The organism is Neoroseomonas oryzicola, assembly GCF_012163135.1.
Taxonomy (GTDB): domain Bacteria; phylum Pseudomonadota; class Alphaproteobacteria; order Acetobacterales; family Acetobacteraceae; genus Neoroseomonas; species Neoroseomonas oryzicola.
This window is the reverse complement of record NZ_JAAVUP010000016.1, coordinates 13,801-33,163: the sequence shown is the minus strand read 5'-3', so window position 1 is coordinate 33,163 and position 19,363 is coordinate 13,801. Positions and strand designations below refer to the sequence as shown.

At 71.4% G+C, this 19,363-nt stretch carries 19 protein-coding genes; 4 read left to right on the top strand and 15 right to left on the bottom strand.

What is annotated here, in order from left to right:
• Positions 1–52 precede the first annotated feature (52 nt).
• From phnE (GWK15_RS23645) to phnC, 5 genes are read right to left on the bottom strand one after another with little or no spacing between them, the layout of a single operon-like run.
• Complete coding sequence (gene phnE / locus GWK15_RS23645; RefSeq protein ID WP_168043874.1) at positions 53–883, bottom strand: phosphonate ABC transporter, permease protein PhnE; 831 nt, start codon at positions 881–883, stop codon at positions 53–55.
• On the bottom strand, positions 880–1,782 hold the full coding sequence (gene phnE / locus GWK15_RS23640) for a phosphonate ABC transporter, permease protein PhnE (protein ID WP_338147325.1): 903 nt from the start codon (positions 1,780–1,782) through the stop codon (positions 880–882). The genes phnE (GWK15_RS23645) and phnE (GWK15_RS23640) overlap by 4 nt, the downstream gene beginning before the upstream one ends.
• The gene (gene phnD / locus GWK15_RS23635; RefSeq protein WP_168043873.1) at positions 1,779–2,774 is read right to left on the bottom strand and encodes a phosphate/phosphite/phosphonate ABC transporter substrate-binding protein; all 996 of its coding nucleotides are present in this window, start codon (positions 2,772–2,774) and stop codon (positions 1,779–1,781) included. The genes phnE (GWK15_RS23640) and phnD (GWK15_RS23635) overlap by 4 nt, the downstream gene beginning before the upstream one ends.
• 14 nt (positions 2,775–2,788) lie before the next feature.
• On the bottom strand, positions 2,789–3,790 hold the full coding sequence (phnD, locus tag GWK15_RS23630) for a phosphate/phosphite/phosphonate ABC transporter substrate-binding protein (RefSeq protein WP_168043872.1): 1,002 nt from the start codon (positions 3,788–3,790) through the stop codon (positions 2,789–2,791).
• Positions 3,791–3,811: 21 nt separating this feature from the next.
• On the bottom strand, positions 3,812–4,612 hold the full coding sequence (phnC, locus tag GWK15_RS23625; RefSeq protein WP_168043871.1) for a phosphonate ABC transporter ATP-binding protein: 801 nt from the start codon (positions 4,610–4,612) through the stop codon (positions 3,812–3,814).
• 151 nt (positions 4,613–4,763) lie between these two features.
• On the opposite strand from phnC, the gene GWK15_RS23620 reads away from it, so the two are divergent.
• From GWK15_RS23620 to GWK15_RS23610, 3 genes are all read left to right on the top strand, one after another.
• Complete coding sequence (locus tag GWK15_RS23620; RefSeq protein WP_338147324.1) at positions 4,764–5,735, top strand: Bug family tripartite tricarboxylate transporter substrate binding protein; 972 nt, start codon at positions 4,764–4,766, stop codon at positions 5,733–5,735.
• 79 nt (positions 5,736–5,814) lie between these two features.
• Complete coding sequence (locus tag GWK15_RS23615; RefSeq protein ID WP_168043870.1) at positions 5,815–7,425, top strand: ABC transporter substrate-binding protein; 1,611 nt, start codon at positions 5,815–5,817, stop codon at positions 7,423–7,425.
• Positions 7,426–7,775: 350 nt separating this feature from the next.
• Positions 7,776–8,102 (top strand): NIPSNAP family protein, encoded by a 327-nt coding sequence (locus GWK15_RS23610; protein WP_168043869.1) that lies wholly within the window; start codon positions 7,776–7,778, stop codon positions 8,100–8,102.
• A gap of 121 nt (positions 8,103–8,223) precedes the next feature.
• On the opposite strand, the gene GWK15_RS23605 is transcribed toward GWK15_RS23610, so the two are convergent.
• The 6 genes from GWK15_RS23605 to GWK15_RS23580 form a co-directional block, all read right to left on the bottom strand.
• Entirely contained in the window at positions 8,224–9,129 is a 906-nt protein-coding gene (locus GWK15_RS23605; RefSeq protein WP_168043868.1) for an EamA family transporter, read from the bottom strand.
• Entirely contained in the window at positions 9,129–10,280 is a 1,152-nt protein-coding gene (locus tag GWK15_RS23600) for a mandelate racemase/muconate lactonizing enzyme family protein (RefSeq protein ID WP_245211866.1), read from the bottom strand. Before GWK15_RS23600 ends, GWK15_RS23605 begins: the two co-directional genes overlap by 1 nt.
• Before the next feature lie 2 nt (positions 10,281–10,282).
• Positions 10,283–11,257 (bottom strand): Bug family tripartite tricarboxylate transporter substrate binding protein, encoded by a 975-nt coding sequence (locus GWK15_RS23595; RefSeq protein WP_168043866.1) that lies wholly within the window; start codon positions 11,255–11,257, stop codon positions 10,283–10,285.
• A gap of 51 nt (positions 11,258–11,308) precedes the next feature.
• Complete coding sequence (locus GWK15_RS23590; protein WP_168043865.1) at positions 11,309–12,721, bottom strand: amidohydrolase family protein; 1,413 nt, start codon at positions 12,719–12,721, stop codon at positions 11,309–11,311.
• Positions 12,722–14,293: an ABC transporter substrate-binding protein gene (locus tag GWK15_RS23585; RefSeq protein ID WP_168043864.1), complete on the bottom strand. Its 1,572-nt coding sequence runs from the start codon at positions 14,291–14,293 to the stop codon at positions 12,722–12,724. It abuts the gene before it with no gap.
• A gap of 68 nt (positions 14,294–14,361) precedes the next feature.
• Positions 14,362–15,435 (bottom strand): Bug family tripartite tricarboxylate transporter substrate binding protein, encoded by a 1,074-nt coding sequence (locus tag GWK15_RS23580; RefSeq protein ID WP_245211863.1) that lies wholly within the window; start codon positions 15,433–15,435, stop codon positions 14,362–14,364.
• Between the two features lie 56 nt (positions 15,436–15,491).
• On the opposite strand from GWK15_RS23580, the gene GWK15_RS23575 reads away from it, so the two are divergent.
• Positions 15,492–16,484 (top strand): ABC transporter substrate-binding protein, encoded by a 993-nt coding sequence (locus GWK15_RS23575; RefSeq protein WP_168043863.1) that lies wholly within the window; start codon positions 15,492–15,494, stop codon positions 16,482–16,484.
• A gap of 12 nt (positions 16,485–16,496) precedes the next feature.
• On the opposite strand, the gene GWK15_RS23570 is transcribed toward GWK15_RS23575, so the two are convergent.
• The 4 genes from GWK15_RS23570 to GWK15_RS23555 form a co-directional block, all read right to left on the bottom strand.
• Positions 16,497–17,477 (bottom strand): Bug family tripartite tricarboxylate transporter substrate binding protein, encoded by a 981-nt coding sequence (locus GWK15_RS23570; protein WP_168043862.1) that lies wholly within the window; start codon positions 17,475–17,477, stop codon positions 16,497–16,499.
• Between the two features lie 54 nt (positions 17,478–17,531).
• The gene (locus GWK15_RS23565) at positions 17,532–18,329 is read right to left on the bottom strand and encodes a methyltransferase domain-containing protein (protein ID WP_168043861.1); all 798 of its coding nucleotides are present in this window, start codon (positions 18,327–18,329) and stop codon (positions 17,532–17,534) included.
• Between the two features lie 6 nt (positions 18,330–18,335).
• Positions 18,336–18,809 (bottom strand): L-2-amino-thiazoline-4-carboxylic acid hydrolase, encoded by a 474-nt coding sequence (locus tag GWK15_RS23560; RefSeq protein WP_168043860.1) that lies wholly within the window; start codon positions 18,807–18,809, stop codon positions 18,336–18,338.
• 69 nt (positions 18,810–18,878) lie between these two features.
• Positions 18,879–19,268: a hypothetical protein gene (locus tag GWK15_RS23555; RefSeq protein ID WP_168043859.1), complete on the bottom strand. Its 390-nt coding sequence runs from the start codon at positions 19,266–19,268 to the stop codon at positions 18,879–18,881.
• Between the last annotated feature and the right edge of the window lie 95 nt (positions 19,269–19,363).

The window sequence follows — 19,363 nt, the reverse complement described above, 5'->3', positions numbered from 1 at the left end:
CCCGTGTGGTGCCGGGAGGATGCGGCGCGGCGGTGCGCGCCGCAACGCCTCGTCAGGCGCGGGCGCCGATCAGGCGGCGGCGGATGCGGCCGGAGATGGCGTCGATGATCGCCACCGTCACGATCATCAGGATGATGATGAAGGCGACCTCGTCCCAATGGCGGACGCGGATGCGCTCGGCGATCTGCAGCCCGATGCCGCCCGCGCCGACCACGCCGAGGATGGCCGCCGAGCGCGTGTTGCTTTCGAAGAAGTACAGCGCTTGGGCGAGCATGACCGGCGCGACCTGCGGCAGCACGCCGAAGCGGATGGCGGCGAGACGCCCGCCGCCGGCGGCGACGACGCCTTCGGCCTGCTTGCGCTCGGCATTCTCGATCGCCTCGGCATAGAGCTTTGCGAGCACGGCGATGTCGGCGGTGAAGATGGCGAGCACGCCCGCGAGCGGCCCGAGACCCACCGCGCGCACATAGGCCAGCGCCCAGATGAGCTGGTCCACGCCGCGGAAGCCGTCCAGTAGGCGGCGCAGTGAGAAGCGCAGCAGCACGTTCGTCACGATGTTCCGCGCGCCGAGGAAGCCGAGCGGCACCGCGACCAGCGCGGCCATGACGGTGCCGAGGAAGGCCATGGCGACGCTCTCGGCCATGCCCTTGAGGATCTCGACCCACAGCTCGCCCGGGGAGGGCGGGATCATCAGCCGGACGATGGTCGCGAGCCCCGACAGCCCGTTCCACAGCCGCTGCGGCGTGAAGCCGAACCACCAGAGCGCGCCGGCGAGCCAGGCGAGGAACAGGGCCCAGCCGGCAGCGCGGATCGCGCGCTGCACCGGGGTGGCACCGAAGGCGGCGGGCATGCGGTCCCGCCACATCGCGACATTCGCGGTCATCGCGCCGTCTCCAGCCGGCCGATCGCGGCGTGGCGCAGGCGTTCGGACAGCAGGTCGACCATCGAGACGGTGAGGATGATCAGCAGGACGATGGCGCTGATCTCCTCGTAGTAGTTGAAGGAGATCACCTTGTAGAGCTCCTCGCCGATGCCGCCCGCGCCGACGAAGCCGATGACGCTGGCGGAGCGGATGTTCACCTCGAAGCGCAGCAGCAGGTAGGACAGGATGTTCGGCAGCACCTGCGGCAGCACGGCGAAGCGGCAGGCGTGCAGCCAGGATCCGCCGGCGCTCTCCACACCTTCCCAGGCCTTGAGGTCGGCGTTCTCGATCGCCTCGGCGAAGAGCTTGCCGTTGGCGCCGGCCGAATGCAGGGCGATGGCAAGGATGCCGGCGAGCGGCCCGACGCCGAAGGCCCAGACGAAGATGAGCGCGTAGACGATCTCGGGGACGGTCCGCAGCGCTTCCAGCGAGCGGCGCGCCAGGTGGAAGGCGAGCGGCGAGGGCGCGATGTTGCGCGACGCGGGAAAGGCCAGCAGCAGCGCGGCCGCCGAGCCCATCAGCGTCGCCAGCGCGGCCATGTTCGCCGTCTCGAGGATCAGCAGCGACCATTCGGGCAGGCGGTAGAGCCAGAAGGCGATCGAACCTTCCGTCTCCGCATCCGCCAGCAGCGCGTGCCAGCGCAGGTCGGGCAGGATGCGGGCGAAGTATTCGCCGATGCGCGGCAGGCCGGCCCAGAGGGTGGCGGGATGCGCCTCGCTGACCCAGGCGGCCGCGAGCAGGCAGGCGAGCAGCAGCGCGCCGCCGAGCAGCATCTGGCGGCGCTTGGCGCGGCGCGCGGCACGGTAGGCTTCCTCCCCGCGGGTCACCGCGGGGAGGGTGGCGAGGTTCGATGCGCTCACGAGCGGCGGCGACGCGCGGCCGCTTCCTCGCGCCGCATCTCGACGAACAGCGCGTAATCCTCGTGCCGGGCCTCGACCGCGCCGAGGGTGTCGCCGCGCGCGATCTGGCGGGCGATGTCGGGATGCGACTTCACCAGCGCGAGCTGGAAGGTCTGCATGTCGCGCTTGAAGTCGGCCGGCAGGTCGGTGCGCACGGCGAGCGGGCCGTTCATGATCGGCTCGCTGGTCCACACGATGCGGACGTCGGACATGCGCAGCATGCCCTTGTCCACCATCGCGCGCAGGTTGCCGCGGCTGTAGCCCTGTGCGGGATCGCCGAGGGTCGAGGCATGCGTCACCGCGCCGTCGTACTGGCGCTGCAGCACGGCGACGACGCCCTGTTCATGCCCGCCGGCGAAGCCGGTGCGGCCGAAATACTGGCCGGATTCCACGCCGATGCCGAGCTGGCGCAGCTGGAAGCGCGGGATCAGGTAGCCCGAGGTGGAATTCGGATCGGCCCAGGCGAGCGACCGGCCGCGCATCTGCTCGAGGCTGGTGATGCCGGAATCCGCCCGCACCACCAGCACCGAGACGTAGGAGATCGACCCGTCGCCCTGCTGCACGATGGTCAGGGGTTCGATCCCGCCATCGGTGTCCATCCAGGCGCCGGCATAGCCGGAGGGGCCGAGCGCCGCGAGCTCGAGCTGCTTCGCCGACAGCCCCTGCATGACGCCGGCGTAGTCCGAGGCGGGGAAGAGCCGCGTCGGGACGCCGAAGGTGCGCTCGATCAGGGCGCGGTAGCCTTCGAAGCGACCGAGGCGATCGGCCTCGTTCTCGCCGCCCATGATGCCGTAGCGGATCACCGGCACCTGGTCGGCCCATGCGCGACGGCCGGGTTCCGGCATCGTCACGTCCGGGTCCTGCGTGCGGCGCCGCCCGGGCAGGGCCTGCGCCTGCGCGAGGCCAGGGAGCAGCGTCGCGGCAAGCGCGGGCAGCAGGCGGCGCGTCAGCACGGGGCGGCCTCCGTTCAGGACCGGCGACGGCGGGCGGCGGCTTCCTCGCGCCGCAGCTCGACGATCAGCTCGAAGGTCTGGTGCGTGACCTCGCGGTAGCCGGTGCCGCCGCCGCGCTCGATCTGCTGGTAGATGTCCGGATGCGCCTTGGGCAGGGCCAGGTGGAAGCGCTTGATGTCCTCCTTGAAGGCGGCCGGCAGCGCGCTGCGCGCGGTGAGCGGACCGTTCGGGATCGGGTCGGAGGTCCAGATCACGCGGAGGTCGGCCATGTTGAGCATGCCCTTGTCGACCATGGCGCGCAGGTTGCCGCGGGAATAGCCCTGCGCGACGTCGCCCTGGCCCGAGGCCCAGGTCACCGCGCCGTCGTACTGGCGCTGCAGCACCGCGACGACGCCCTGCTCGTGCCCGCCGGCGAAGCCGGTGCGGGAGAAGTACTGGCCGGATTCCACGCCGATGCCGGCGCGGCGCAGCGCGAAGCGCGGGATCAGGTAGCCCGAGGTCGAGTTCGGATCGGCCCAGGCGAGCGACTTGCCGCGCATCTGCTCCATGGTCGTGATGCCGGAATCGGCCCGCACCACCAGCACGGCGACATAGGCGATGGAGCCGTCATTCTCCTCGGCGACCACCAGCGGCTCGACGCCGCCATTGGTGTCGAGCCAGGCGCCGGCATAGCCCGAGGCGCCCATGCTCGCGATCTCGATCTGCCCAGCCGAGAAGGCCTGCAGCACGCCGGCGTAGTCGGAGGCCGGGAAGAGGCGCGTCGGCACGCCGAAGGTGCGTTCCAGCAGGTCGCGATAGGCGCCGAAGCGGCCGAGGCGGTCGGCCTCGTTTTCGCCGCCCAGCAGGCCGACGCGCAACTGCGGGACCTGCTCGGCCCAGGGACGACGGCCCGCTTCCGGCATCGCGGTCGTCGCATCGAGCGTGCGGCGCATCGTCGGCTGCTGCTGCGCGGCAGCGAGGCCAGGCGAGAGCAGCGCGCCGGCGATTAGGCCGGCGAAGGTGCGGCGGGTGATCATCGTGGTTCTCCTGCGGGGTGGTCAGGCAGCGACGGCGGCGAGACGCGGGGCGGCGCCGACGGCCTCGGCGGCCTCGACGGCGAATTCCTCCTCGCTCACGCCGTAGATCTCGCGGATGCGGGTGGCGGTGAGGTGCGCGGGCGGGCCGTCGAAGACGAGGCGCCCGGCGTTCAGCGCGACGATGCGGTCGCAGTAGTCGCGCGCGGTCGTGAGGTCATGGAGGTTCACCAGCACGGTGATCCCTTCGCGGTTCACGCCGCGCAGCGCGTCCATGACGATGCGGGAATTGCGCGGGTCGAGGCTCGCGATCGGTTCGTCGGCGAGGATGATGCGCGGTTCCTGCAGCAGGGCGCGCGCGATGGCCACGCGCTGCTGCTGCCCGCCGGAGAGCGTGTCGGCGCGCTGCAGCGCGGCCTCCGCGAGGTCGAAGCGATCGAGCGCGGTGAGCGCCATGGCGCGCTCCTCCGCCGTGAACATGCGCAGCAGCGACGTCGCGAGCGGCCGCCGGTTCAGCCGCCCGACCAGCACGTTGGTCAGCACGTCGAGACGCTGCACCAGGTTGAACTGCTGGAAGATCATGGCGCAGCACATCCGCCAGTCGCGCAGCGCGCGGCCCTTCAGCGCCGTCACGTCGCGCCCGTCGAAGCGGATGCGGCCGTCCGAGGGATCGGTCAGCCGGTTCAGCATGCGCAGCAGCGTGGACTTGCCGGCGCCGGAGCGCCCGATCACGCCCACCATCTGTCCGGCGGGGATGGCGAGGCTCACGCCGTCCACCGCCGTCTTCGCGCCGAAGCGGCGTGTCAGCCCATCGATTTCCAGCATCGTGCTCGGTCTCCCTTGCCGCGGCGCAGTAGCAGCGGGGCGAGACTCTGCGATGACGGACGCATGACAGAGGTGTTGCGGCGCGCGATTGCCTCGATGGAGGCGCGCCGCCACCATGGCGGCAAGAAGACCGAGCCCGGAGGAATTGCCCGTGATCACCCGCCGTCCGCTGCTGTTCGCACCGCTCGCCCTGCCGGCGCTCGCCCGTGGCGCCGCCGCGCAGGAGGCCTGGCCGAGCCGATCCGTCTCCGTGCTGCTCGGCTATCCGCCGGGGGGTGTGACGGACTTCGCCTCCCGCGCCGTCTGCGACCGCATGGGGCGGTCGCTCGGCCAGACGCTGGTGCTCGAGAACCGTCCGGGGGCCGCGACGGCGGTGGCGAACACCGCGGTCGCGCAGGCGCGCCCCGATGGCTACACGCTGCTGATGGGCACCTCGACGCTGGCCATCAACCCCGCGTTGCAGCCGACGCTGACGCCGCGCGACCCGATGAAGGACCTCACGCCGATCGGGATGATCTACCGCACGGCCTTCGTGCTGCATGTCCATCCCTCGGTGCCGGCGCGCAACGCGGCGGAGCTGATCGCCTATGCCAAGGCCAATCCGGGGAGGCTGAACTTCGGCTCCTCCGGCACCGGGGCGGTGAACCACCTCTGCCTCGAGCTGTTCCGGGCGCGGGCGGGGATCGACGTGGTGCACGTGCCGTATCGCGGCGGGGCGCCGGCGCTGCTCGACCTGCGGCAGAACCGCATCCAGGGCATGTTCAGCGCGGTGCAGGAAGCGCTGCCCGCGGTGCGGGAGGGGGCGACGCGCGCGTTGGCCATCTCGTCCAAGGAACGCGCGGCGGCGATGCCGGAGCTGCCGCCGCTGGCCGACGTGCTGCCGGGCTTCGACGGCGTGTTCTGGCAGGGGCTGTTCGGGCCGGCCGGGCTGCCGGCGCCGATCGTCGCCCGCGCCGGCGCCGCGCTGCGGGAGGCGACGACCGATTCCGAGCTGATCGCGCGCATGGCCGCGCAGGGTGTCGCGCTGACGCCGGGGGACGACGCGGCGCTGCGCCGGACACTCGCGGAGGAGACGGCAATGTGGGGGCAGCTCATCCGGGAGCAGAACATCCGCCCCGAATGAGGCGCCCTGGCCCGTGACTTGCTCCTTACGGCGGCGAAGGGCGGCAGAGGGCCGCCCCGCCGACGGAGGAGACCGTTTCATGAGCAGGTTCCGGCGGGTGACCGCCTATGCGCTGGGCGCCGCGATGCTGGCGGCCTCTGGCGCCGCGCTGGCCCAGCAGCCGCGCACGCTGCGCATTGCCATGACCGCCTCCGACGTGCCCACCACCACGGGCATGCCGAACAACGGGTTCGAGGGGATGCGCTTCCTCGGCTACCCGATCTTCGAGGCACTGACGCTGTGGGACCTGTCGGATGCCTCGAAGCCGGCGGGGCTGCGGCCGGGCTTGGCCGAGCGCTGGGAACAGGACGCCAACGACCCGAAGGTCTGGCGCTTCCACCTCCGCCAGGGCGTGACCTTCCATGACGGCACGCCGTTCAACGCGGATGCGGTCATCTGGAACATGGACCGCTACTTCCGCAACGATTCGCCGCAGTTCGAGCCCGCCGGCAGCGGCATTTCGCGGGCCCGCGTGACGATCCTCGCGTCGTATCGCAAGGTCGACGACATGACGGTGGAGATGACGACGACGCGCGTCGCCTCCTACTTCCCCTACATGGTCGTCTATCTGCTGATGACCTCCCCGCAGTCCTGGGAGAGCGCCGGGCGGGACTGGGCGCGGGTCGCCAACGCACCGGCCGGCACCGGCCCCTTCCGCCTGTCGCGCTTCGTGCCGCGGCAATCGGCGGAACTGTCGCGCCATGACGGCTACTGGGATGCGAACCGCCGCGCGCGGCTGGACCGGATCCTGCTGCTGCCGATGCCGGAGGCGAACACGCGCCTCGCCGCGCTGCGCTCGGGCCAGGTGGACTGGATCGAGGTGCCGCCGCCGGATGCGATCCCCTCCCTCCGCCAGGCTGGCTTCAACGTCACGACCGGGTCCTATCCGCATGTCTGGCCGTGGTTCTTCCAGATGCAGGGGGCGAACACGCCCTTCAGCGACGTGCGGGTGCGGCAGGGGCTGAACTACTGCGTCGACCGCGAGGGGCTGGTGCAGCTGCTGAACGGCACGGCGGAACCGTCCGTCGGCTGGCTGAAGCCGTCCGACCCCGCCTTCGGCAATCCGCAGAACCGCTACCGCTTCGATGCGGCGCGCGGGCGGGCGCTGCTGGCCGAAGCCGGCTTCAACGCCCAGCGGCCGCTGCGCTTCCGGGTGATGATCTCGACCTCGGGTTCGGGGCAGATGCTGCCGCTGCCGATGAACGAGTTCCTCCAGCAGAACCTGCGCGAGGCCTGCGGGGTGCAGGTCGAGTTCGAGGTGACGGACTGGTCGAACCTGCTGGTCGCGACGCGCACGGCGCCGGGGTCGGGCGTGGTGGCGAATGTGCAGTCGCTGAACCCGTCCTCGCCGTCCTCGGATCCCGGCGTGATGGCGCGCTACTTCCTGCGCGCGGGCACGCCGCCCAACGGCTTCAACTGGCCGGGCTTCAGCGACGACCAGTTCGAGGCGGCCTTCACGCGGCTGGAATCCGCCCGCACGCCGGCCGAGGCGACCGCGGCCTATGCCCAGGCGCATGAGCGGCTGGTCGACAATCCGCCCTGGCTGTTCATCGTGCACGACCTCAATCCGCGGGCGATGAGCCGGCGGGTGACGGGGTTCACCTCGGTGCAGTCGTGGTTCCAGGACCTGGTGCCGGTGAATCTTCAGTAGGCCTCAGGCGCCGGCGGGGGTCTTCTTTGACCTCAAGCGCCGGCGCACGCATTCGCGTGCTTGGCTTGCGCGCCGTGGGCTGGTGCGCTGGGCGCGGCTGGTGGTCTGGGCGCGGTCGCGCTGTGCGCTCCCGGCCCGAGGCGGTGCCTCGGGCCGAGTTTGTTTGATCTCAGGCGCCGGCGCACGCATCCGCGTGCTTGGCTTGCGCGCCGTGGACTGGTGCGCCGGGCGCGGCTGGTGGTCTGGGCGCGGTCGCGCTGTGCGCTCCCGGCCCGAGGCGGTGCCTCGGGCCGCCGGTTGTCGGGGGTGGCCGGGCGCGACATGCTGGGCCATCCGTGAGGAGGACCCGCATGATCGTCGACCTGCGCATCTACACCTGCCTGCCGAACCGCGTCGCCGAGTTCGTCGCGCTCTATGAGAAGATGGGCTGGCCGCTGCAGCAGAAGCACCTCGGCAACTGCGTCGGCTGGTACACCACCATCGAGGGCGAGCTGAACACCGTCGTCCACATGTGGGGCTACGCCGACCAGGCCGACCGCGAGCGCCGGCGCGCCGCCATGGCGGCCGATCCGGCCTGGGGCGAATACCTCGCCGAGGTCGGCAAGCGCGGCATCCTGATCAAGATGCAGAACCGCATCGTGAAGCCGGCGCCGTTCTTCGAGGCGTTGAAGAAGTAAGGGCGGGGGAGGGGAACCTCCCCCGAGCCCCCTCCCTTCTTTGGTCATTTGGCGCCGGCTTTCCTGAGTTCCAAAGAAGGTTGAGGGGGGTACGGGGGGAGAAGTTCCCTTCTCCCCCCGCCTACCGTCCCAACAGCACCAGCACGACGCCCGCGACGACGGTCAGCGCCCCGATCACGTCCGTCCGCTTCATCCGTTCCTTCAGGAAGAAGCGGCTGAACAGCAGGGTGAACAGGATCTCGACCTGCCCCACGGCGCGCACCAGCGCGACCGGCGCGTAGGCGAAGCCGGTGAACCAGCAGGCGGACCCGCAGGCGGACAGTGCGCCGACCTGCGCCGAGGACCGCCAGGTGCTGAACAGCTGCGGGATGGACGAACGCTCCGTCGCCACCAGCCAGCCGCCCTGCATCACCGTCTGCATCATGTTGATCACGACGAGGGTCTCGAGCGCGCGCAGCGTCGCGTCCGGCCCGTCCAGCGTCTGCGTCGCCGCGCGGATGGCGAGCGCGCAGAGCGCGAAGGCGAAGCCGGCGCCGAGGCCGTAGATCGCCGAGGGCTGCATCGTCGCGGCCAGCACTTCGCGGGTGGATGAGACGCGCCCGGCGAGGGAGAGATACAGCGTCCCGCCCACCGACACCGCGATGCCGAGCCAGGCGAGCGGCGCGAAGGATTCGCCGAGGAAGATCAGCGCGATGAAGGCGGCCTGCACGGCCTCGGTCTTGGAATAGGCGGTGCCGACCGCGAAGCCGCGATGGCCGAAGGACATGATCAGCAGGTTGGTCCCGATGATCTGCCCGAGGCCGCCGAGCGCGCAGTACAGCGCATAGGTCCAGGAAGGCGAGGAGAGGCTGCCGCCGATCAGCGTGAGATAGAGCGTGACGAACACCATGCCGACCGGCACGCCATAGAGGTAGCGCACGACGGCGGCCGCATTGACCGAGAGCTGCCCGCGCAGCTTCTGCTGCAGGGCGGTGCGCCAGGTCTGGAACAGACCCGCGAGGATCGTCGCGCCAACCCAGATCGGCATCAGCCGAGCCTCGGGTCGAGCCAGGGTTTCGGCATGGGTTGCCAGGGCGTCAGTCGCGCGCCGGCCTCGTCGATCGCGTTGCCGAGGCCGGGCGTCGCGGGAAGCGTCGCGCAGCCTTGCGCGAAGCGGAGGTCGTGGCCGGTGACGAGGGTGAAGAAGCGGTCCGTCTCGCCGAACTGGACCTCGAGCGGGAGGAGGTTCGGCAGGGTCGCGCAGAGATGCACCGAATGGGCGTGGCAGACCGGGCCGGTGGGGTTGTGGGGCGCGATCTCGACGCCCGCGGTCTGGGCAAGGGCGGCGATGCGGCGGATCTCCTCATGCCCGCCGGCGTATTTGATGTCGGGCATCAGCACGTCGTAGCAGCCGGCCTCGATGATGGTGCGATAGGCGCCGAGACCGGCGAGCGTCTCGGCGCCCGCGAGGCGCATGCCGCGGTCGTTCGCCATGGAACGCAGGCGGCGGATCTCGGCGTGGTTCGCCTCGCTGACCGGGCATTCGAGCCAGAACAGCGCGAGGGGTGCGACGTCCTGCACCAGCCGTGCGGCGCCGCCGGGGGAGAAGCGCCAATGCGCGTCGACCATGATGTCGATGTCGCGGCCCACCGCGGCGCGGACCGCGGCGATGCGGTCGATGCCCTCGGCATAGGCGGCGCGCTGCGCGGCGTCGGCGGCGTCCTCCCAGACCAGGGGCTCGAAGGGCGCCAGTTTGACAGCGCGGAAGCCCTCGGCCACGGCGCGGCGGGCGGCGGCGGCGAAGCCTTCCGGCGTGCGCGGGTTCGCGCCGCGATTGATGTTGGCATAGAGCGGCACGCGATCGCGCAGCGCGCCGCCGAGCAGCGCATGGATCGGCCGCGCGGCCTCCTGCCCGGCGAGGTCCCACAGCGCCTGTTCGAAGGCTGAGAGGACGGCATGGGCGACGAGGCCGCCCGGCGCATGCGGGATCAGCCGCGCGAGGCGGTTGCGGGCGCGGGCGTCCTCGCCCGTGACATTGGCGGCGAGGCGCGCGGCCTCGGCCTCGAGCAGCGCCTCCTGGTTCGCCAGCGTGCATTCGCCGGTGCCGGTGCGGCCGTCATCGGTGCGCAGCAGCAGGAAGGACCAGTTGGTCTTGGGCGTGACGTTGACGCCGAGGAACTCGACGGAGGCGATGCGCATGCTCACTGGGCCTGGATGTTCGCGGCCTCGGTGAGGCGCTTCCACTTGGCGATGTCGGTGTCGATCCGCGCCTGGAATTCCTGCGGCGAGGAGACGACGAGATCGCCGCCGAGCAGACGGACGCGGTCCTGCAGCGTCGCGTTGCCGCGCAGCTTCACCAGTTCGGCGTGCAGGCGGTCGCGGATCGGCGCGGGCGTGCCGCGCGGCGCGAGCAGGCCGTTCCAGGCCAGGCTCTCGAAGCCGGGCAGGCCGCTTTCGTGCACCGTCGGCGTGTCCGGCAGGTCGGGCATGCGGGTCAGGGAGGTGACGGCGAGCAGCTTCACCTCCCCGCTGCGGACCTGCGGCATGACGTTGACCAGGTTGCCGAAGGCGAGCGGGGCTTCCCCGCTGATCACCGCCTGCACCAGCGCCGGCGCGCCGCGATAGGGCACGTGCAGGATGTCGAGGCCCGCCTGGTGCTTGAACAATTCCATGTTCATGTGCGCCGAGGAGCCGACGCCGGCCGAGGCATAGGACAGCCGCCCCGGCTGCGCGCGGACGGTGGCGATGAGTTCCGTGACATTCGCCACCGGCAGCACGCGGCTGTTCACGATCAGCGCGTTGGGCCCGACCACCAGCAGCGCCACCGGGTCGAAGGCGGTGGCGAGGTCATAGGGCAGGTCGCGGTAGATCGCGGCGTTGATGCCGTTCGAGCCTGCATTGCCGAGCAGGAAGGTGCTGCCGTCGGGCGGGCTGCGGAAGGCGGCCTCGACGCCGATGCGCCCGCCGGCGCCGGGCCGGTTGTCGACGACGAAGGGCTGGCCGAGCGCCGCTTCCAGGTATGGTGCGATCAGACGCGCGGTGGTGTCGTTCCCCGCGCCGGCGCCGTCAGGCAGGATGAAGCGCACCGGCCGCGTGGGCCAGGGCGCCTGCGCGAAGGCAGGACGCAGGGCGCAGGCCGCCGTGGCGGCCGCGAGCAGGCTGCGGCGTCGGGTCATGGCATCGGTCCTCCCGGGACGCACGCAGCGTGGCCCGAGACGGGCCGCGCATCAACGGCGGGTGCGGCCCCAGCCGGGGTCTTCGGCGATCATGTCTGCCATGCCGGATTGTGCGAGCATCGCGGCGGTCTCGCGCTCTGCGGCCTCGCGGATGCCGGCCTCATCCACATGGGGGGCGACGCGGTCGCGCATCAGCACCTCGCCGCCCACCACCACGTCGCGGACATCGGCGCCCGAGGCGAAGTAGACCACGCGATGCACCGGCATGTTGGCCGGCAGCATGTGCGGCGCGGTCAGGTCGACGGTGATGATGTCGGCCTCCTTGCCGACCTCGAGGCTGCCGATGCGGTCGGCCATGCCGAGGCCCTTCGCCGCGTCGATGGTGATCATCTCGAGCGCCTTGCCCGGCGGCAGCAGGCGTTCGTCGCGCGCGGCGCGCTGGTGGTAGCGCATGGCCTGGAACATGTGGCGGAACATGTCGGTGCTGCGATCCGGCGCGGTGCCGTCGGACCCGATCATCACCGTCACGCCGCGGTCCATCATGGCGATGGCCGGGCAATGCCCGCGCACCGCGGCGATGGCGGAGGGATTGTGCACGACCGAGGTGCCGGTGCGCACCAGCGTGTCGATGTCGGCCTCGGTGAGGTCGGTGCAGTGGGACAGCCAGGCATCCGGGCCGAGCAGGCCGAACATGCGGTCGGCCATCTCGATCGAGCCGCTGCGGTGGCCGTCCTGGTGGAAGGGCGCGCCGGCCTTCCGGCCGATGTCGCGGATGACGCGGCCCTGGGCCTCGATCTCCTTGACCTTGGCGGGGTCGTGCGTGGCCTCGCGATAGACCGGCATCAGCGTCGCGCAGGTGATGCGGCCCTTGCCGTGGTGGCGTTCGAGCAGCGTGCCGATGGTCTCGGCCTGCTGTTCGAAGGAGACATCGCGGATGCTGCCGTCCACGCCGCGATAGGGGCGCGGGAAGGGCGGGCGTGTCGGGCCGAGCACCATGACGCGGCGGATGCCGATGGCGTTGATGCCGTCCACATGCGCGTCGCCATGGGCCGGGTCGTCGACGCGGCCGATGGAATCGCCGCCGCCGAGCAGCATCACCGAGGTGGTGACGCCGAACTTCAGCAGTTCGAGCCCGGCGAGCGCCGCCTCCGCCCGCCAGAAGGAGGGCGGGGAGGCGAGGGTGTAGATGACGCGGCAGGCCTCGGACCAGGCCTCGGAATCGCCGCTGCCCATGGTCTTGACCAGGCCGTGCCCGGCATGGGCGTGGCCGTCGATCAGGCCGGGCAGGATGGCCTTGCCGCGGGCGTCGACGCGCTTCGGCGCGGCGTGCGCGGCCTCGACCTCGGCGCGCGGGCCGACCGCGAGGATCTTCCCGCCGGCGACGGCCACCGCGCCGTCGGGGATGACCCGGCGGGCCCCGTCCATGGTGATGACGGTGCCGCCGGAGACGATGAGATCAGCCATTCAGTTCACCCGTACATAGCGAAGGCGCAGCCGGTTGTCCGGCGATTGCGCGAGGTCGATGTTCCGCCGCGAGGCCCAGACGACCGGCTGCTGGTGCAGCGGGACGTGGGCGACCTCGCGCTTCTCGATCAGCAGCGCCTGGCGGATCAGGGCGCGGCGCGTCGGCTCGTCGCCTTCCTCGGCGATGCGGTCGACGAGGGCATCGAACTCGGCATTGGACCAGCGGCCGACATTGAGCCCGGCGCCGGTCGCGGTGCGCGTGCGCAGCACCTCCGACAGGGTCGAGAAGGTGTCCGCCAGCGGCAGCCCCGCATGGCCCACCATGAACATCGACACGTCGAGGTTGTTGATGCGCCGCGACCAGAGGTTCACCGTCTCGAACTGCGGGATGATGCGGATGCCGACGCGCTGGAGCATGCCCGAGATCGCGATGCAGAGCCGTTCGTCATAGACGTAGCGGTCGTTCGGGCAGGCGAGGCCGACCGAGAAGCCGTCGGGGTAGCCCGCTTCCGCCAGCAGCCGCTTCGCCGCGTCGGGGTCGAAGGGGAAGGTGCGGGTGTTGATGTCGGTCGGCGCGCCGTTCAGGAACGGGCTCGCCATGGTGCCGGCGATCCAGGCGTTGTTGCGCATGACGGAACGCCGCAGCGTCTCCACGTCGATCGCCTGGTAGATGGCGCGGCGAACGCGGATGTCCTTCAGCGGATTGCGGCCGCGCACGTCGGAATAGACCAGCTCGTCGCGGAAATGGTCGAAGCCGAGATAGATCGTGCGGAGCTCGGGCCCCTGCACGACCTGCAGGGTCGGGTTGGCCTCGATGCGCGAGATGTCCTGCAGCGGGAGTTCCACCAGCGCGTCGACCTGGCCGCCGAGCAGCGCCGCGGTGCGCGTCGGCGCGCTGCGGATCGGCTGGAAGGTGACCTCGGTCAGGTTGTGCTGGGGCGTGTCCCACCAGCCGGCGAAGGGTTCGAGCACGGTCGAGCGGTCGAGCTCGCGGCTGCGCACGCGGAAGGGGCCGGTGCCGTTCGCCATGCGCGATGCGCCGGTCTCCTCGCGCGCCTGCAGGTTGGTCGCCGCCGTCGCGTTGTTCGCCGCCGCCCAGCCGGCATCGAGGATGTGCATCTGGGTCAGCGCGTTGAGCAGGATGGGGAAGGGGCGCTCGGTCTCGATCTCGACGGTCAGCGGGCCGGTGGCGCGGACCTCCTTGATGATGGTCAGCACGCCGCGGGCGAGCGCGCCCGGCGTGTTCAGCCGCTGCCAGGAGAAGACGACGTCCTCGGCGCCGAAGGTCTCGCCGTTGTGGAAGCGGACGCCCTCGCGCAGGTGGAAGCGCCAGAGGGTCGGCGAGACCACCTCCCACCGCGTCGCCAATGCCGGTTCCAGTTCGAGGCGCTGGTTGTGGCGCACCAGCGTCTCGTAGACGTTGTCGAGGAAGGCGTTGGTGAAGGTGTTGTTCGACGCGTGCGGATCGAGCGTCAGGATGTCGGAGGAGAAGGACCAGGTGAAGGACTTCGCCAGGGCCGCCGGCGCGGCGGCGAGCATCAGGGCGGCGGCGGCCGCGGGGATCAGGCGCATGGTCGCGTCCTCCGGTTCGGGGCGGGCCAAGGCTCGGCCCGCCCCCGGATGTCCGTCAACGGGTCGGATCAGCCCGCATCGACCTGCAGGCCTTCCTTGCGGATGACTTCCGCCCACTTCGTGATCTCGCTGCGCACGAAAGCGGCGAACTGCTCGGGGGTGCCGTGCATCGCGAAGCCGCCGAGCTCGGCGAAGCGGCGTTGCGTCTCGGGCACGGACACCAGGGCCTCGACTTCGGCATTCAGGCTGGTCACGGCCTCGGCCGGCAGGCCCACCGGGCCGAACAGGCCGAACCAGGTGTTGACCTCGTAATTGGCGAGTTCCGGCATCGTCTCCCGCATCGCGGGGACGTCCGGCAGCATGGCGTTGCGTTCCTTGCTGGTGACCGCGAGCGCTCGCACCCGGCCGGACTGGATGTGCCCCATGATGCCGGTCAGGTTGTCGATCATGAAGGTCACGTTGCCGCCGAGCAGGTCGATCTGCGCCGGCGCCGAGCCGCGATGCGGCACATGGATCGCCTCGGCATTCAGCAATTGCAGCATCAGCACCGGGGAGAGGTGCGTCGACTGCCCGACGCCCGTCGAGGCATAGGGAACCTGGCCCGGCCGCGCGCGCAGCATGGCGGCGAGCTCGGCGACCGTGCGCACCGGCACGTTGCTGTTCACCACCAGCACGTTCGGCCCGGCGATGGTGCCGGCGATGGGCAGGATCTGGTCCGCGCGATAGGGCATGTTGCGGAACAGCGAATAGGCGATCGCCTGCGGCCCGATATTGCCGAGCAGCAGCGTCGTCCCGTCGGGGCGGGAGCGCACTATCTCGAGCGTGCCGATGGTGCCGCCGGCGCCGGTGCGGTTCTCGACCACCACGGGCATGTTCCAGCGCGGCTGCAGGAACTGCGCGAGCATCCGCGCCATGATGTCGGTGGTGCCGCCGGCGGCGGCGGGGACGATGATGCGGGTCTGTCCCGGCGGGCGCCAGGCCTGGGCGCGGGCCGCGAGCGGCAGTGCGAGCATCGGCGCGGCGAGCGCCGCTCGGCGGGTGACGGCAAGCATCGGCGTTTCTCCCTGGATCTTGGTTGCGGCCAGCATGGCGCGCGCGCGCGCCGCGGGGAAGGTGGCTGTCGCGACCGATTCCCTTGGCATCGGCGGGGCGCCCCGCCCTATGGTTCCGGCCGCCGTCAGCGAAGGCGAGGTCGACCATGCGTCGCAGACACCTCACGCTGCTGGGCCTCGGCGCCGCCGCCGCTTTCGGCCGGCACGGGCTCGCGCAGGCGCGTCCGGCCCGGATCGGCATCCTGGTCAATGGCGGCCCGGGGCCGCTGTTCGATACGGTGCGGCGCAACCTGCTGCAGGATTTCGCGCAGCTCGGCCGCGGCGAGGCGGACCTCCGGATCGACGGCTATTTCGCGCGCGGACAGCCGGCGCGGCATCCGGAACTGGTGGCCGAGGCGTTGCGCCAGGACCCGGACGTGATCGTGGCGCTGGGCGGGCCGGCGGCGCGCGCCGCGCAGCAGGCGACCACGACGACGCCGGTGGTCTTCGCCATCGTGACCGATCCCGTCGCCCTTGGCCTGGTGCGCAGTCTCGAGCGGCCGGGCGGCAACGTCACGGGCATCACCAACCTCGATCCAGGCCAGCCCGCCGCGCAATTCGCGCTGATGTCGAGCGTGCTGCCGCAGATGGAGCGCGTCGCCATCCTGAGCGACAGCACCATCCCCGGTGCCGATGCCTCCGGCCTCGCGCCGATCGATCGGATGAACCGGCAGGCGGCCGAGGCGCTCGGGCTCCGGCCGCAGGTCGTGAAGCTGGCGGCCCCCACGCCGGACATCGAGGCGGCGCTCGCCGAGATGCAGCGGGAGGGTGCGCAGGCCGTCGTCGTGCTGGAAGTGCCCCTCACCCTCGCGCACCGGATGCGCATCGCGGAACTTGCCACCGCGCGACGGTTGCCGACGATGTTCCCTGGCGGCCAGGGCGATGCCGGAGGGCTGTTCGCCTTCGGCACCACGGTGATGGATGCCTGGCGGCGCATCCCGGCGATGGTGGACCAGATCCTGCGCGGCCGGAGCCCCGGCGAGATTCCGGTCGAGTTCATCACGCGGCGCGAACTCGTCGTGAACCTCGCCGTCGCCGGGCAGCTTGGGATCACCCTGCCCGAGGCGCTGGTCGGCGCCGCGGACCGGGTGATCCGCTGATCCGGCGCTGCGTCAGGTCGCGTCCATCTGCAGGCCCTCGCGGCGGATCACCTCGCCCCACTTTGCGATCTCGTTGCGGACGAAGGCGGCGAAATGCTCCGGATTGCCCGGCGCGGGCACGCCGCCCATCTGGGCGAAGCGCGCGGCGGTGTCGGGCTGGGCGAGGAAGGCTTGCACCTCGGCGTTCACGCTCTGGATGATCGGGGCCGGCGTGCCGGCGGGCATGAAGAGGCCGAACCAGGTCGAGACGTCGTAGGGCGCGAGGGCGGGCATCGTCTCGCGCAGCGCGGGCAGGTCGGGCAGCTCGGGGCTGCGGTCGGCGCTGGTGACGCCAAGGGCGCGCAGCCGCCCGCCGCGGATGTGCTCCATCGAGCTGGTGAGGTTGTCGAATGCGAACTGCACGTTGCCGGCGACGAGGTCGATCAGCAGCGGGCCGGCGCCGCGGAAGTGCACCGCCTCGGACTTGGTGTCGGTCAGCTGGTTGAACCACACGCCCGACAGGTGCGGCGACTGCCCCACGCCCGAGGTCCCATAGGAGGCGCGCCCGTCCTCCCGCTTCAGCCAGGCGACGAATTCGGGAACGGTCCGCGCGGGCACCGAGGGGTGCAGCACCAGCACGTTCGGCCCGCGGATCACGTTGGACACCGGGGCGAGGCTGTCCGGGCGGTACTGCAGGTTGCGGAACAGCGAATAGGCGATGGCCTGCGGGCCGATGTTGCCCATCAGCATGTTCCGCCCGTCCGGGGCGCTGCGGACGATTTCCATGGTGCCGATGGTCCCGCCGCCGCCCGAACGGTTCTCGGCCACCACGGGCGTGCCCCAGCGCGCCTGGAAATAGGGCGCGAGCAGCCTGGCCATGATGTCGGTGGTGCCGCCCGGCGCGGCCGGGATGACGATGCGGGCCTGTTGGCCGGGCCGCCAGTCCTGGGCGCGGGCCACGGCGGGCAGGGCGAGCGGGAGGGTCAGCGCGGCGCGGCGCGTCAGGCGGGTCATGTTGGGCGTCCTCCGGTCTTCAGGCCGCCATCATCGCCCGTGGCGCGGCCGCCGTCACGCCCCGCGGCGGCCGGTGGCGAGCCGCGCGACGGCGACGAAGGAGCGCGGGCCGTCCGGCGCGCCGGCGAGGTAGGCGCGGCGGGCGAGGGCTTCGACGCGCGGCAGGCGGTCCGGCGGCAGGGTGGCGACATAGGCGCCGGCGATGCCCTGCCCACCCGCGGCCCAGGGATCCCACCAATCGGCGAAGGAGGCGAAGTCCTGGCGGATGGCGATGTCGCGCTCGGCCACGTCCAGCAACCCGGCGCCGGCGAGCAGGGCGGACAGTCGGCCGGGGCTGCCGACCGGGTCCGACCAGTAGCGGGCGCGAAAGGCTTCTCCGTCAGGCTCGGTCGCCGCAATGGTGTCGGCGAAGGCGCGCAGGAAGGGGAAGCCGCCGGTGAAGTCCCACATCGTCGTGGCGACCAGGCCGCCGGGCTTCGCGACCCGCGCCATCTCCCGCGCCGCCGCCGCGCGGTCCGGCACGAATTGCAGCACGAGCAGCGAGAGCACCGCGTCGAAGGCGGCCTCCGGCAGGTCGAGCGCGGTCATGTCGCCGGTGCGGAAGGTCGCACCAGGCACGCGGCGGCGCGCCTCGGCGAGGAAGGGCTCGCTGAGGTCGATGCCGGTGATGCGGGCGGTGGGGTCGCGCCGGGCGATCGCCTCGGCCAGCGCGCCGGTGCCGGCGCCGAGATCGAGGATGGCCGCCCCGCGCGGCAGGGCCAGCGCATCCAGCATCACATCGGCGAGCCGGCGGCTCCAGCGGCCCATGCTGCGCTCATAGGCGGCCGCGCTGGTGGCGACATACGCGCTCACCCGCGGCTACTCCTCCATGCGGTAGCGGAAGTCGCAATGCGTCGCGCCGCCCATGATGGTCTGGGTGCGCTCGAGCTTGAGATTTGGGTGGTAGCCGTCGCAGAAGGCGCCGTCGCGGTTGCAGGACAGCACGGCGCCGAGGTCGGCGAGGCCCATCTCGCGGTACATCTCGGCATAGCGGCAGCGGGTGACGTTGAAGTCGTAGTGCGTCTCGTCCTTGCGCAGCGTGTCGATCTGCAGCGCGTCGCCCTTGGTCCAGAGCGGCTGCAGCGCGATGAAATGCGCGAGGGAAGGCTCGCCGCCAGGCGCTTCCTTCGCCATCGCCGCGGCACTTTCCTTGGCGAGCTTGACGACGGCGCGGGAGAGGATGGCCTTGGCCTGGGCCTCGCCCAGCTCGGCCTTCATCTCCTCATAGATGCCCTTGGCGAAGGCCGCTTCGATGCGGCGCTGCTCCAGGATGCCCAGGCGATCCTCGGCCATGAAAAAAGCCTCCTTGGCGTGCGGTGACGCCAAGGAGGCTAACGCGGTGCCGGCGGGCCGGCGAGAAGGTTACTGGGCGTAGAGGCCCGAATTCGTCACGACGATGCGGCTGGCGCGGCAGATGTCGACGCGGCGCAGTTCCGCGGCGCGGCCGTTCTGCCAGACGATGCGGAAATCGTACTGGCCCGCATTGTTCGCCGTGTAGTTCACGAAGCGGCCCGGGGCGAGGACGCTCTGGCCCAGCTGGTCGACACCCCAGTTGGCGATGCTCGCATGGCTGAAGAACAGCTGCATGACCGTCATGGAGGAGTTGTTCACCACCTGGAAGCGGGTGTCGCAGGCGACGGGCGCCGGGGCCATGGGCACGGGCTGCGGCACGTAGACGGTCTGCGGGGCGCAGGCCGAGACGGCGGCGGCGCCGGCCAGGGCGAAGAGGGCGGTGAGCTTGCGGCGGAACATGCGGAACGGGCCTCCCGGCGGCATTGGGCCCCGGTGGGGCACCCTGTTTCGGTCAAGCGACGTTATGAAACGAAACATGACCCCGCAAGGTGCCG

Bases quoted from the DNA above. Each gene is read 5' to 3' on its own strand.
- phnD (WP_168043872.1), bottom strand. From the start codon at position 3,790: ATGATCACCCGCCGCACCTTCGCCGGCCTAATCGCCGGCGCGCTGCTC.
- GWK15_RS23580 (WP_245211863.1), bottom strand. From the start codon at position 15,435: ATGCCAAGGGAATCGGTCGCGACAGCCACCTTCCCCGCGGCGCGCGCG.
- GWK15_RS23605 (WP_168043868.1), bottom strand. From the start codon at position 9,129: ATGCCGATCTGGGTTGGCGCGACGATCCTCGCGGGTCTGTTCCAGACC.
- GWK15_RS23585 (WP_168043864.1), bottom strand. From the start codon at position 14,293: ATGCGCCTGATCCCCGCGGCCGCCGCCGCCCTGATGCTCGCCGCCGCG.
- GWK15_RS23615 (WP_168043870.1), top strand. From the start codon at position 5,815: ATGAGCAGGTTCCGGCGGGTGACCGCCTATGCGCTGGGCGCCGCGATG.
- GWK15_RS23595 (WP_168043866.1), bottom strand. From the start codon at position 11,257: ATGACCCGACGCCGCAGCCTGCTCGCGGCCGCCACGGCGGCCTGCGCC.
- GWK15_RS23610 (WP_168043869.1), top strand. From the start codon at position 7,776: ATGATCGTCGACCTGCGCATCTACACCTGCCTGCCGAACCGCGTCGCC.
- GWK15_RS23590 (WP_168043865.1), bottom strand. From the start codon at position 12,721: ATGGCTGATCTCATCGTCTCCGGCGGCACCGTCATCACCATGGACGGG.
- GWK15_RS23560 (WP_168043860.1), bottom strand. From the start codon at position 18,809: ATGGCCGAGGATCGCCTGGGCATCCTGGAGCAGCGCCGCATCGAAGCG.
- phnE (WP_168043874.1), bottom strand. From the start codon at position 883: ATGACCGCGAATGTCGCGATGTGGCGGGACCGCATGCCCGCCGCCTTC.
- GWK15_RS23600 (WP_245211866.1), bottom strand. From the start codon at position 10,280: ATGCGCATCGCCTCCGTCGAGTTCCTCGGCGTCAACGTCACGCCCAAG.
- phnC (WP_168043871.1), bottom strand. From the start codon at position 4,612: ATGCTGGAAATCGATGGGCTGACACGCCGCTTCGGCGCGAAGACGGCG.
- GWK15_RS23570 (WP_168043862.1), bottom strand. From the start codon at position 17,477: ATGACCCGCCTGACGCGCCGCGCCGCGCTGACCCTCCCGCTCGCCCTG.
- GWK15_RS23555 (WP_168043859.1), bottom strand. From the start codon at position 19,268: ATGTTCCGCCGCAAGCTCACCGCCCTCTTCGCCCTGGCCGGCGCCGCC.
- GWK15_RS23575 (WP_168043863.1), top strand. From the start codon at position 15,492: ATGCGTCGCAGACACCTCACGCTGCTGGGCCTCGGCGCCGCCGCCGCT.